Origin of the sequence: Streptomyces thermodiastaticus, assembly GCF_014656135.1 — a bacterium.
GTDB classification, from domain to species: domain Bacteria; phylum Actinomycetota; class Actinomycetes; order Streptomycetales; family Streptomycetaceae; genus Streptomyces; species Streptomyces thermodiastaticus.
In genome coordinates this window covers 1-12830 of record NZ_BNBV01000036.1, presented here as the reverse complement: position 1 = coordinate 12830, position 12830 = coordinate 1, and the positions used below count along the sequence as shown (strand labels likewise).

Here is a 12830-nt window from a genome sequence, read left to right as displayed (position 1 = left end):
CGTGCCGACCGCACCGCGCACGGCGACGCCCGCCGCGTCCCGCGCGTCCGCGGCGCCGGCCGTACCTGCCGTGCCCACCGTCTGCTTCCCGCTGCTCACGCTCCCATTCTCTCCCGCACTTGCACTTCGGCAACAGCGTTGCGAAAGTGGAGGGCATGACTGGCCCTCTCACTGGCACTCCCCTCCGCGTCGGCCTGGTCGGCTACGGCCTCGCCGGCTCGGTCTTCCACGCTCCCCTGATCGCCGCGACCGAGGGGCTGACCCTCGACACCGTCGTCACCTCCAGCGAGGAACGGCAGGCCCAGGCCCGCGCCGAGTTCCCGGACGTCCGTCTGGCCGCCGACCCCGAGGACCTGTTCGCCCGCGCCGGCGAACTGGACCTGATCGTCGTCGCCTCCCCGAACAAGACCCACGTCCCCCTCGCCACGGCCGCGCTGAAGGCCGGCCTGCCCGTGGTCGTGGACAAGCCCCTCGCGGGCACGGCCGCCGAGGCGCGCGGCCTGGCCGCCCTCGCCGAGGAGCGCGGGCTGCTGCTGTCGGTCTTCCAGAACCGCCGCTGGGACAACGACTTCCTGACCCTGCGCAAGCTGCTCGCGGACGGCGAGCTGGGCGAGGTGTGGCGGTTCGAGTCCCGCTTCGAGCGGTGGCGGCCCCGGCCGAAGGGCGGCTGGCGGGAGTCCGGCGACCCCGCGGAGCTCGGCGGCCTGCTCTACGACCTCGGCAGCCATGTCGTCGACCAGGCCCTCGTCCTGTTCGGCCCGGTCACCCACGTGTACGCCGAGTCGCTCGTCCGCCGGGAGGGCGCCGAGATTGACGACGACACCTTCATCGCGCTCACGCACGCCGGCGGCGTCCGCTCCCACCTGTACGTCTCCGCCACCGCCGCCCAGCTCGGCCCGCGCTTCAGGGTGCTGGGCTCGCGGGCCGGCTACGTCAAGCACGGCCTGGATCCGCAGGAGGCCGCGCTGCGCGAGGGCCGCCGTCCGGGCCCGGACGGCTGGGGCGAGGAGGAGCAGGCCCTGTGGGGCCGGCTCGGTGCCGGTCAGTCCCCGGTGACCGGCGGCGGCACACCGGTGCCGACCCTACCGGGCGACTACCCCGCCTACTACGCGGCCGTGGCCGCCGCCCTGCGCGAGGGCGCCCCGAACCCGGTGACCGCGCTGGAGGCGGCCGCCGCCCTGGACGTGCTGGAGGCGGCCCGCCGCTCGGCCCGCGACGGCGTGGTGGTGGCGCTGTGACACCTCCGGCCCCGCATCGGCACCAGGACGCTCCCGGCATCGAGGAGCTGCAGGAGCAGGAACGTCACCTGGTCTTCGACCGGTTCACCCATGACGACGCCTGGGCGCTGGGCTGCCTGCTGGTGGAGCTGGCCCGGGAACGGCAGGCACCGGTCGCCATCGACATCCACCGCGCCGGCCAGCAGCTCTTCCACGCCGCGCTGCCCGGCTCCACCCCGGACAACGACGCCTGGATCGCCCGCAAACGCCGGGTGGTGGAGCGCTACGGCTGCGCCTCCTACCTGGTGGGCGCCCGGTTCCGGGCCAAGGGCACCACCTTCGAGGAGTCCTCCCGGCTGGACCCGGACCGCTACGCGGCGCACGGCGGCTCCTTCCCCCTCACCGTGCGGGACGTCGGCGTGATCGGCGCGGTCACGGTGTCGGGCCTGCCGCAGGTGGAGGACCACCGTCTGGTGGTGGAGGCCCTGGAGAGGTTCCTGGGCCGGCAGGTCCCCTCGTACGGATCCTGACCGTCGGCCCACGACGGCTCCCCGGCGGATCCGCCAGGACCCGCCGGGGAATTACCGGCATCCACCCTCCGGTTGGGGTTGGCTGTACCCGCAAGTGATCACGTCACCACCCGCCCGGAGGGATCGGAACGATGAGCGACACGGCAGCCTCGGTGAAGGAACAGGTCGGACGGTACGGCATCTGGAACGTCGGTCTCCGTTCGGAGGACCCGGCCCGGCGAGGCGCGATCGCCGAGGCGGCCGCCGAGCTGGAGGACCTCGGGTTCGGCGCGGTCTGGCTCGGCGGCAACAGCGCCGCCCGTCACGCCACCCCGCTGCTGGAGGCGACGACGCGGCTGGTGGTGGGCACCAGCATCCAGAGCATCTGGGACTACACCGCCGAGGACAGCGCGGCCGGCCACGCCGAGGTGGAGTCGGCCCATCCGGGACGGTTCGTGCTGGGCCTGGGCGTGAGCCACGCCAAGCTCGCCGAGCAGTACCGCCGCCCGTACTCGGCCATGGTCGCCTACCTGGACGCCCTCGACGCGGCCGGGGTGCCCGCCGAGCGCCGGGTGCTGGCCGCGCTGGGCCCGAAGATGCTCCAGCTGTCCCGCGACCGGGCGGCCGGCACGATCCCCTACCTGGTCACCCCCGAGCACACCGCGCGGGCCCGGGAGATCCTGGGCGACGGCCCGCTGCTGGCCCCGGAGTTCAAGGTGGTCCTGGAAGAGGAAGCCGAGCGGGCCCGTACCGTCGCCCGGAGCTACCTCGCGAGGTACCTGCAGCTGCCGAACTACACCAGCAACTTCCTGCGCCTGGGCTTCACCGAGGACGACGTCCGGGGCGGCGGCAGCGACCGGCTGATCGACGCGGTGTTCGCCTGGGGTTCCGAGTCCCGCATCCGCGACCGCATCGAAAAGTTCCATGCGGCGGGCGCGGACCATGTGGTGGTGCAGGTGGTGACCGAGGCCGAGGACCGGGACGCGCTGCCGGCCCAGGAGTGGCGCCGCCTGGCCGCACTGCTGGGCTGACCCGGCACGGGGCGGCGGGCGCCGGAACGGCGCCGGCCGGGCGCGGCTAGGCGTTGTCGACCCGCTGCCGCTGCCGCCCCAGCCCGCCGACCTCCAGTTCGACCACGTCACCGGCGCGCAGATACGGCTTGGGCTCGGGCCGCCCCATGGCCACGCCCGCCGGGGTGCCGGTGTTGATGACGTCACCGGGATACAGGGTCATGAACCGGCTGACGTAGCGGACGACCTCGGCCACGGGGAAGATCTGCTCGGCGGTGGTGCCGTTCTGCTTCAGCTCCCCGTTGACCCACAGTCTCAGCGGCAGGTTCTGCGGGTCGGGCACCTCGTCGGCCGTCACCAGCCAGGGCCCCAGCGGGTTGAACGTCTCGCAGTTCTTGCCCTTGTCCCAGGTGCCGCCGCGCTCCATCTGGAACTCCCGCTCGGAGACGTCGTTCGACACGACGTACCCGGCGACATGCGCGAGCGCCTCCTCGGCGGACTCCAGATAGCGGGCCGTACGCCCGATGACGACCGCCAGCTCCACCTCCCAGTCGGTCTTCGTGGAGCCGCGCGGCACGAGCACGGTGTCGTTCGGCCCGACCACGGTGTCCGGGGCCTTGAAGAAGATCACCGGCTCGGCGGGCGGCTCGGCCCCGGTCTCCCGGGCGTGGTCGTGGTAGTTCAGCCCGATGCACACGATCTTGCCGATCCGGGCGAGCGGCGGCCCGATCCGCAGCCCGTCCGCGTCCAGCACGGGCAGCTCCCCGGAGCCGGCGGCGGCCCGGATCCGGCCGAGGGCCGCGTCGTCGGCGAGGAGACCGCCGTCGATCTCCGGGACGATGCCGGACAGGTCGCGCAGGATGCCCTCGTCGTCCAGCAGCGCGGGCCGCTCCGCACCCGCCGCACCGACGCGCAGCAGCTTCATGATCCTCATCTCCCTCGATCGACCGGTCGATCGTCCACAGCCGGCGCCCCCGCCGCAACCCCCGTTCACCTGCCGGACCACGAGCCCGGCCGGTGCCGTCCCGACCCACACGGCCCACCGGCACCACACCACCGCCCACGCCGCGCTCACCGCTGCAGCAGCACCCGCTCCACCGCGGTCCACGTCGTGCTGGTCACCACGTACAGCGCGGCGGCCAACGGCACCACGGCCACGGTGACCAGCGTGGTGAAGGACAGCAGCGGCACCACCCTGCCGACGGCACCGAGCCCGGGGACCTGCTCGCCCGAGCCCGCCGCCGCGGCCAGGGACTCGGCCGTGCTCCGCCGGGTGCGGACGTAGTTGAACCCGGCGACGGCCGCCACGATCGCGAACAGCGCGAGGTACACAAGCCCGGACGCGCCGAGGAGTCCACCGTCCGCCAGCGCGTCGGCCCAGCGTCCGCCCAGCGGCGCCGCCCCCAGCCGGTGCCCCAGCAGCTCGTTGGTCTCGCCGCCGATCGTGGTGCTGGAGAAGAGGTGGTACAGCAGGAAGAACGCCGGCAGCTGCAGCAGGCCGGGCAGACAGCCCGACAGCGGGGAGACCTTCTCCTCGGCGTGCAGGGCGAGCACCTCCTGCTGCAGCCGGTTCGGGTCGGTGCCGTACTTCTTGCGCAGCTCGGCGATCCGCGGCTGCAACGCTGCCCGCGCCTTCTGCCCGCGGGCGGCGGCCCGGGCGAGCGGATGGACGAGCAGGCGTACGAGGGCGGTGAACAGGACGATCGCGGCGGCGGCCGCGGAGGCGTGGAAGACCGGCTGGAGCAGGTCGGCGAGGTGCGCGACCAGGCGGGCGAAGAACGAGAAGAACACGGACATGAAAGGAGCCCTCCGGGGGTCTCGTCGTGCGGCACGGCGCGCACATGTCCCCCGAGGGGCCATCGGCCCGGCCAGGCTGGGGGTATGCGTCGCTCCGGTGAGGACACAAGCGGCATGACGAGCCGGCCCGCGTGGGTCACGCGACACAAGGCGGTGAAAGAGAAGAGATAAGCGGTGAAGGAGAAGAGATAAGGTGCGTGCCCCTACGCGGCGACGGCCGCCGGAAGGGCACGTCCGGGTGCCCGGGGCCGGCGCCGGCCCGGGGCGTCGGGATCGCGCTGCGGCAGGAAGGCCGTACGCCGGGCCCGGTCCCGGATGGCGGTGCGCACCCGGGTGGGCGGCACGGCGGGAGCATGGCACGCGGCGAACAGCACGCAGGTGACGAGCGCGGCCTCGGCGGCCGCGGTCGCGGCGAGCGCGACACTCGCGGCGAGGCTGCCGGAGCCGAGCAGCGCCAGCTGCACCAGCAGGAACAGGCTCAGCAGCACAGGGGCGAGCCGCGCGACGACTCGGTCACGGATCACGACAGCTCCCCCTCTCCGTCCTGCTTCTGGTCTTCCGACGGTTATACCTGATCGGCGCAATGCACCGGGAGGGGCTCCAGCCACCGTCCCGGCTCCGGCAGGGTCGAGTGACCGGGTAGCGGCGGCGCCGGCAGCGGCGTCGACGAAGTGCACCCGCCGACCGGTCCGCACATCACCGGACGAACGACCGGGCCGGGACATCAAGGGAACCAAGGACACACATCACCGCGCAGAGAAGCCGGAGGCAGAAGGCCGACGGCCTCCCGTCTCTCCCTCCCCCGATGGTGCAGCTCCCTGACGTTCGTCACCGGCCGGCAGTACGGTGTCCCCCATGCGCCCCGACACCCCCGCCGTCACCGTCGACCACGCCGCGGAGGCGGCCCGCCTGCAACGGACCGCCGCGCTCTACCCCGAGGACGCCGAGGCCCTGCTGCTCCGGGCCGCGGCCCACCTGGAGGTCTCCGGCGACCGCCCCGCCGCGACCGCGCTCTACGACCGCCTGCTCTCCTCCCCCGACGACCTGGACAACCCCCACCTGGTGCGCGCCCTGAAGGCGGCCAACCTCTGGGAGTACGGCCACGACGCCGAGGCGCGGGCCATCATCGAGGGCATCCGCACCACCGCCCCGCGCGACCCCGCCCCCTGGGTGATCGTCGCGGAGGCCCTGGAGGCCCACGACGAGCTGGACGCCGCGCACTCGACGTTCACCGAGGCCGCGGAGCTGCTGATCGCGGACACCGCGGAACCCCCGCAGGCCACCCACCCTCTCCTCTTCGGCCGCCACCGGGTCCGCCGCAAGCTCGGCACGGACCATGACACCTGGGACACCCTCGCCGACTCCGTCAGCACGCTGCCGGTCTCCCTGGACGAACTCCACGACCCCACCCGCGTGTGGTCCCTCGGCTCGGAGAACCCGGCCGAGCTGCGCGCCGAGATCACCCGCCTGCGCGCCGAGCTGGGCGCCTACCGCCAGGCCCTGTCCCGCCCGTTCCCGGTCGCGGTCCTCCACTGGCCGGCCGCCGAACTCGACGAGCTGCTGACCTCGTATCCGTCCCTGACCTCGGAGTACCCCTCCCACACCGCCCACCTGGACGCCATAGAGGCCGCCCTGCGCGAACTGTCCGCCTCCGGCACCCCCAACCTGGGCATCGTCAGCGGCACGGTCCCCTCCTACGAGGCCTTCGCCGCCGCGGAGGGCGCCTCCCCGACCGACGCGACCCTGCTGCCCCAGTACGCCACCACCCTGGCAGCCCGCGGCCGCGCGGTGCCCTGGCCCCCGGAGCGGGGAGCGGCGTGCTGGTGCGGGTCGGGGAAGTCGTATGGGGAGTGTCATGGGGCAACTCCCGTACAGGACTCGTAGGTCTGCGAGGTCTGGGAGTAGGACGAGCAGGAGGCTGCTGAGCTCCGCCTCAGCGGTCGCACACGCCAGCGCGACGCCGGGCCGGTGAAATTGGGCCGGCTCACCGTGTCTGCTTGGAGTGCGTGACCGGTGTGATGGGCGCCGGGTTGGCGAGCGCGTCCGGGTCCGTGGTCCACTCTGTGCCTCCGCCTTCCGGTAGCAGCCATGCGACCGGTTGGGGACGATCGCCGTCGGGGGCGATGGCCCGCAGGATTCCGCGGCGGCCGGTCGTGGTGTCCTCCACAGTGCGGCCGAGCCATGGGTGATCGCGGTGGAGCATGCCGCGGGCGGTGCTCACTTGATCTCACCGCTTCCCGCCGCCAGCGGCGCCCACGAGTAGCACACCCGAACGCCCCGGTCCATCAGCCAGCGGATCTCGCGGTACCGCAGTTCGTGCCACGGGTCGGGCGCGATCACCGCAGGCCACCGGACGATCACGACGCCGACCGCACCGGCTGCGGCCACGTCTCGTACTCGCAGCCATCCCTCACGCTGACAGGGATCCGCCGTGCCGTGTAAGTCCGCGATCACCTCTGTGATCTTCAGTCCGTGTTTCGCCGCGAAGGCGCGGCCTTCATGCTCGGCGCGCTGCAAGGCCAGGCCGGGCATCTGATGGCCGCGTTCCGCACACACGTACAGCACGGCCAGGGTGGGATCCAGGCCGGTAGGGGAGGTGTCTCGCTCCTGCGTCGTGCTCGCTGTGGTCATCACTGCCTCAACACGTGAAGTGGCTGGGGACCCTGTCGCGCCCCTTACGGAGCAGGGGCGCGACAGGGCCGCTACACGTCACCTAACCGCGCATGACCGTGCGCGGGCATGACGAAGACGGCCAGGTCATTGCGCCCCTAACTGACGAATTGACTCGCGTTTTACTTCCTGTGACCGCATGGACTGCCTACCGTGGGCCCATGGCGGAGACCAGAAACGCGGCTCTGGCCGCGTTTTTGACACAGCACCAGATGTCGGCCAGAGAACTGGCCGACGCTGTCAACCACGCCATCGGCGACCTGACCGGCCGCCAGGGCGCCACATCGGAGCGCACCGTGTTCCGGTGGCTGTCCGGGGAGAGCCGGTGGCCCCAGGAACGACAGCGCCGCGCCCTGGAGGCCGTGACAGGCCGCTCCATCACGGCCTTAGGGTTCGTGCCTCGCGGGAAACACACGACCGTCTCAACTTCCCCAGCAGAGGAGTCCAAGGTGCTCCGTCGCGAGTTCTGCGGCGCGGCTACTCATGCCGCCGCCGCTGTCGCCGTGCCCTTCATCGCCGCCCCGTCCCGCGTCGGAACGACAGACATCATCCGGCTGCGCAAGCATGGTGAGCGGCTCGTCGCGCTCGACGCGGACCGCGGCGGGCATGGCACCCTCGCCCAGGCAGCCCTGGCCGGCGCTGCTGAAGCGATCGAGCTGCACAAGCGGTCCGCTACACAGCGCGTACGGCAGCGTTTGCTCGCGCTCGCATCGGACTTCACCGCCACCGCCGCATGGTCTCTGATCGACGCAGGACAGATCGACGTTGCCGGCCGGCACCTCGATCGCGCCCTGACCCTCGCGGGCCTCGCCCAGGACTCCGAGATGACCATGCGGGTGTGGAACCTTCGGGCCATGCTCGCCCGGCAGCGCAAAGAGTACGGCGAGGCGGTCGCAGCCTCTCAGGCCATGCTGACGACGGCTGCTGCCCGGCGCAGCCCGCTGCACGCCTCCCTGGCACACGCCCGGACCGCCGTTGGTTTCGCCTACCGCGGTGACCAGCGCGCGGCCCTGCGCTGCCTGGGCCGCGCCGAAGACCTGCTGGCAAAGGCCGACCTTGCACAGCCACGCGCTCCATGGATCGCCTTCTACGGCCCGGCCGAGCTGCACTGCCTGACCGCCATCGTGCGTGATGTCACCGGTGCTCCTGCCGAGGCGGAAGCCGCATGCCACCGAGCGCTCACCGCGCTGCCCGTGTCCTACCGCCGCAACCGCGCCTACACCACCGCGTGCCTCGCACTCTCCCAGCTCCACCAAGGAGACGTCGAACAGGCATGCGCCACCAGTGGCGATGTGTTCGCGATCATGGCCGGGCACCCGCTCCCTGGGCGCATGCGCCGGCTCCTCGGCGACTTCCAGCGTGACCTGATCACACACGCACCCACCGCGCGCATCGCGCACGAGTGGACCGACCGCTTCCAGACCGAATGGAGTCCCCGTGAGCACGGTTGCCGTTGAGCTGCGCCACTTCGGCCACCACGACCTGCCGGCGATCCGGCAGACACTGCTGGACGTACACGCGGACGCCTACGCGGACGAGATGGACGACGAGTTCACCCAGCGATTCCCCTGGTTCGTCGACCACTGGGGCTCCCGCCCCGGCTTCGCATGCGTCATCGGCTACGACGACGGCGAACCGGTCGGCTTCGCCTACGGCGCCCCGGCCGTTCCCGGCCGCGAATGGTGGCGCGAGCACCTGCCCGAGCCGCCGGCCGACACGTCGACCTTCGCCGTCTCCGAGCTGATGGTGCGCCCCGCGTGGCGCAAGACCGGCACCTCCGCACGGCTGCACGAGGCGCTGCTGGCACCCCGGCCCGAGGCGCTGGCCGTACTCCTGGTCGACCCGGACCACCCCAAGGTGCAAGCCCTCTACGAGACATGGGGATACCGCAAAGTCGGCCACCGCCAGCCGTTCCCCGACTCACCGAACTACGCCGTCATGCTCCGCGACCTGCACGGGTAAGTGGCGGCTGCGGGTCCATCCGCAAGCCGTCCAGCGAACGCACAGAAGCGGCTCCCACCATCGGGCGCAGCTCCGGCCGGGCTGATCGCCGCCGCGCAACGCGGTCACAGGTCCGCCGGACACGCCGCTCTGCGGGTGGATGAGCTACGTCGGCGGGACCACCTTGCGGCACAACGTGCACACGTTGCGGCCGTGCACCGCCCCTTCACGTGCGGCTCGACGGATGATCACGCCGACAGGGATGACCTCTTTGTGGCCCAGGGTTCGTTGTCAGTGCCGCCTGTTACAACAGTGGCACGTTCACACGTGTCGGAGGGGGTCTTAGATGACACAGGCGGGGGAACTGGGCAAGCCCGTTGCCGGGGTGTACGAGAGGCTCATCACCCAGCGGATGCGCGACGAGTTGGGCCAGCTTGAGGCCGAGGGCTGGAGGGCCATCGACGCTCGAGTCAGTAAGGACTCGACGCCCCAGGTGCTGGCTCGTCACATCGGCGAGATACTCACCCGCAAGCTCCAGCAACTACCAGCAGACAAGCGGGTGTCGTTTGCCAACCAACTCTTGGAGTCCATAGCCGCGGACACTGCTGACCACGGTCCCGAGCCGCACAGCACTCTCGTGGAAGGTCCCCGGCAACTTCTCGCCTTGGCTGAGCGAGAGGCGCCGGGTGTCTTCGCCATCCGTCCACTCACCCCGTTATCTGAGACCTCGCTGCTGACGAACGCGCCGGAAGACCTCAGCATCGGAACGGAGCTGAGGGCCGAGCTCGCTACGGCCGACCGGGTCGACCTGATCTGCGCCTTCGTGAAGTGGCACGGCATCCGGGTCCTTGAGGAGGCCCTGCGCACCGCAGCCAAACGGGGCGTACCCATACGGATCATCACGACCACGTACATGGGTGTCACTGAGCGCAAAGCACTCGACCGCCTCGTGCGAGACTTCGGCGCTACGGTGAAAGTCAACTACGAGACACGATCCACGCGCCTGCACGCCAAGGCTTGGCTCTTCCACCGCGACACAGGATTCCACACCGCCTACGTCGGCAGCAGCAACCTGTCGCGCGCCGCGCTGCTCGACGGACTGGAGTGGAACGTGCGACTGTCGTCGGTCACTTCGCCAGCGGTGGTGAAGAAGATCGCAGCAACGTTCGATGCGTACTGGAACGACGCGGCCTTCGAGACCTACGACCCGGACCGCGACTATGAACGCCTCGACGATGCACTCGCACAGGCTGGGGGCGCACGCTCGGCCGGCGAGTCGGCGACCGATCCCTCGGCCCTCACCGTACGTCCGTTCCCGCACCAGCAAGACATGCTGGAGCGCCTCGAAGCTGAGCGGAACATACGCGGACGCCACCACAACCTGCTCGTTGCAGCTACCGGAACAGGTAAGACGGTCACTGCTGCTCTCGACTACCGCAACCTCTGCAAGACGTGGGCTGGTGGGCGCCCGCGACTGCTGTTCGTTGCCCACCGCAAGGAGATTCTCAACCAGTCCCTGCGCACGTACCGCAAGGTCCTCAACGACGCTTCCTTCGGGGAACTGCTGCACTCCGGCAAGGATCCCCTCGAGTGGAACCACGTCTTCGCCAGTGTGCAGTCGCTCAACCTTCAGCGGCTAGAACAACTGGCTCAGGATCACTTCGACATCATCGTCATCGATGAGTTCCACCACGCCACGGCGTCTACATACCGTCGAGTGATCGACCACTTCCGCCCCAAGGAACTACTCGGACTGACCGCAACTCCCGAGCGGATGGACGGTCTCAACGTCCAGGACGAATTCTTCGACGGCCGGATCGCTGCCGAGATGCGCCTGTGGGAGGCTCTCGAGAACGACCTGCTCTGCCCCTTCCACTACTTCGGCATCCCGGACGAGACCGACCTGACGCAGTTGGCTTGGAAGCGAGGCGCGTACGCTGACCAAGATCTCGACAACCTGTACACGGGAAATGACGAGCGTGCCGAAATCGTCGTTCAGCAGGTCTTGGACAAAGTTCTCGACCCTACCGCTATGCGTGCTCTGGGGTTCTGCGTGAGCAAGGCACACGCTCACTTCATGGCAGATTACTTCCGCCGCACAACAGATCTTCGCGCCATAGCCTTGGACAGCGACTCGCCGAGCACCCTACGGACCCAAGCGCTACGCGACCTACGCGACGGGAATCTCCAGGTAATCTTCTCCGTAGACCTGTTCAACGAGGGCCTCGACATTCCCGACGTCGACACCCTGCTGCTGCTTCGCCCGACTCACAGCGCCACCATTTTCCTGCAACAGCTGGGCCGAGGGCTGCGCCGCACGCCGAACAAGCCCGTTCTCACTGTGCTTGACTTCATCGGGCAGCATCGGGCCGAGTTCCGCTATGAGAACCAATTCTGCGCCTTGACTAATCTGTCACGGAACCGGCTCGTCGAGCATATCGAGCAAGATTTCCCCCAGCTTCCATCTGGCTGCCAGATTGTCCTGGAGGGCAAGTCCAAAAAACTCGTCCTCGACAACATCAGGACGCAACTTAAGGCAACCGTGAAGACCATATCAAATGAGGTCAAGGCTCTCGGAACCTCGCGCCTCGTCGGCTATCTCCGAGAAAGCCAGCGAGACATCAAGGAGCTCTACAGAAGCAATAACTCGTGGACGGCTATTCTGCATCGAGCCGGCCTCACCGATGAACCACTAACCGCACAGGAGAGCGCACTTCTCAAAAGGGTTCACGCCTTCCTCCACGTGGACGACCCGGACCGAGCTAAAGCGTATCTGCGCCTGCTCGAGGACGATGCCCCGCAGTATGAAGATCTCAACGAGCTTGATCAGTCCTACGCTCGCATGCTGTTCTTCAACATTTGGGATAACGCGGGAGGCTTCACTAGCTACCAGGAGGGGTTCGCGTCACTTCGTCATCAGCGACGGTTCCGCGATGAACTGACGCAGGTGCTGTCGTACGTCATCGACCGAGCTGACCACAACCCCATCGCACTGACGGGAAGCCTCAGCGAGCTTCCCCTGAAGGTGCACAGTTCATACAACCGCTCGGAAATCCTCGCGGCACTTGACGTCGCACGAATCGGTGGCCAGTTGCCACGCTCTTGGGCGCAAGGTGTCCAATGGTCCAAGAAGTATCAGACAGATGCCCTTTTCATCACCTCAGAGAAGGATGAGAAGGACTTCTCTCCCACGGTGCGGTATAGGGATTACGCACGCACTCGGACCCTCTTCCACTGGGAGTCACAGAACAGCACCTCTGAAACCTCCCCCACTGGGTTGCGGTACCAGCAGCACGAACAGAAGGGAAGCCACGTTCTACTCTTCCTCCGGCGCTACAAGGACTCGGACATAGGGACGTCTCAGCCCTGGATGCTTCTTGGTCCAGCAACATATGTTGACCATGAGGGCAGCAGGCCAATGGCCATCACCTGGCGCCTGGAACACGAGCTTCCGGCGGATGTGTGGGTATACGCAGCCAAGGCGCATTAGAAGTACTGCTGTCTTCGGACCCCAGAGTCACGCGATCTAAGGGCTGTCCCGTGAATCGCTTCTGGCGTGCCGGGTGACCTGCTCGTTTGCCGGTCACCCGGCGAGGGCGAGGTTGTGCAGGCGGGCGACGCCGAGCATGGCGTGATGCACGCCGTCACCCCTGAGCCGGCAGTCGCGGAGAATCTTCCAGCCCTTC

11 protein-coding genes and 1 pseudogene are annotated in these 12830 nt (G+C 69.3%); 7 read left to right on the top strand and 5 right to left on the bottom strand.

Features of this window, described 5'->3' with window-relative positions:
* Positions 1 to 155: 155 nt before the first annotated feature.
* The 3 genes from IE286_RS24175 (at position 156) to IE286_RS24165 (ending at position 2757) form a co-directional block, all read left to right on the top strand.
* Positions 156 to 1238, top strand: a complete 1083-nt coding sequence (locus tag IE286_RS24175; RefSeq protein WP_189798894.1) for a Gfo/Idh/MocA family oxidoreductase — start codon at positions 156 to 158, stop codon at positions 1236 to 1238.
* Positions 1235 to 1747 (top strand): heme-degrading domain-containing protein, encoded by a 513-nt coding sequence (locus IE286_RS24170; protein WP_189798893.1) that lies wholly within the window; start codon positions 1235 to 1237, stop codon positions 1745 to 1747. Before IE286_RS24175 ends, IE286_RS24170 begins: the two co-directional genes overlap by 4 nt.
* Positions 1748 to 1878: 131 nt before the next feature.
* On the top strand, positions 1879 to 2757 hold the full coding sequence (locus tag IE286_RS24165) for an LLM class F420-dependent oxidoreductase (RefSeq protein ID WP_189798892.1): 879 nt from the start codon (positions 1879 to 1881) through the stop codon (positions 2755 to 2757).
* A 46-nt stretch (positions 2758 to 2803) separates the two neighbouring features.
* On the opposite strand, the gene IE286_RS24160 is transcribed toward IE286_RS24165, so the two are convergent.
* The 3 genes from IE286_RS24160 to IE286_RS24150 form a co-directional block, all read right to left on the bottom strand.
* Positions 2804 to 3661, bottom strand: a complete 858-nt coding sequence (locus tag IE286_RS24160; RefSeq protein WP_189798891.1) for a fumarylacetoacetate hydrolase family protein — start codon at positions 3659 to 3661, stop codon at positions 2804 to 2806.
* 146 nt (positions 3662 to 3807) lie between these two features.
* The gene (locus IE286_RS24155; RefSeq protein ID WP_189798890.1) at positions 3808 to 4533 is read right to left on the bottom strand and encodes a YidC/Oxa1 family membrane protein insertase; all 726 of its coding nucleotides are present in this window, start codon (positions 4531 to 4533) and stop codon (positions 3808 to 3810) included.
* Positions 4534 to 4736: 203 nt separating this feature from the next.
* On the bottom strand, positions 4737 to 5057 hold the full coding sequence (locus IE286_RS24150; RefSeq protein ID WP_189798889.1) for a DUF6412 domain-containing protein: 321 nt from the start codon (positions 5055 to 5057) through the stop codon (positions 4737 to 4739).
* 331 nt (positions 5058 to 5388) lie between these two features.
* Between IE286_RS24150 and IE286_RS24145 the strand changes: the two genes are divergently transcribed.
* On the top strand, positions 5389 to 6417 hold the full coding sequence (locus IE286_RS24145) for an SEC-C domain-containing protein (protein WP_189798888.1): 1029 nt from the start codon (positions 5389 to 5391) through the stop codon (positions 6415 to 6417).
* A 333-nt stretch (positions 6418 to 6750) separates the two neighbouring features.
* On the opposite strand, the gene IE286_RS24140 is transcribed toward IE286_RS24145, so the two are convergent.
* Complete coding sequence (locus IE286_RS24140; protein ID WP_229863526.1) at positions 6751 to 7164, bottom strand: hypothetical protein; 414 nt, start codon at positions 7162 to 7164, stop codon at positions 6751 to 6753.
* Positions 7165 to 7364: 200 nt separating this feature from the next.
* Between IE286_RS24140 and IE286_RS24135 the strand changes: the two genes are divergently transcribed.
* The 3 genes from IE286_RS24135 to IE286_RS24125 all read left to right on the top strand — a co-directional run bounded on the left by IE286_RS24135 (position 7365) and on the right by IE286_RS24125 (position 12634).
* Positions 7365 to 8660 (top strand): NsdA family TPR-like regulatory protein, encoded by a 1296-nt coding sequence (locus IE286_RS24135; protein WP_229863523.1) that lies wholly within the window; start codon positions 7365 to 7367, stop codon positions 8658 to 8660.
* On the top strand, positions 8641 to 9165 hold the full coding sequence (locus IE286_RS24130) for a GNAT family N-acetyltransferase (RefSeq protein ID WP_189798887.1): 525 nt from the start codon (positions 8641 to 8643) through the stop codon (positions 9163 to 9165). Before IE286_RS24135 ends, IE286_RS24130 begins: the two co-directional genes overlap by 20 nt.
* A gap of 325 nt (positions 9166 to 9490) precedes the next feature.
* Complete coding sequence (locus IE286_RS24125; protein WP_189798886.1) at positions 9491 to 12634, top strand: DEAD/DEAH box helicase; 3144 nt, start codon at positions 9491 to 9493, stop codon at positions 12632 to 12634.
* 93 nt (positions 12635 to 12727) lie between these two features.
* Here the strand turns inward: IE286_RS24125 and IE286_RS24120 are convergent.
* Positions 12728 to 12830 (bottom strand): annotated as a pseudogene (locus IE286_RS24120) (IS5/IS1182 family transposase); the annotation flags it as partial.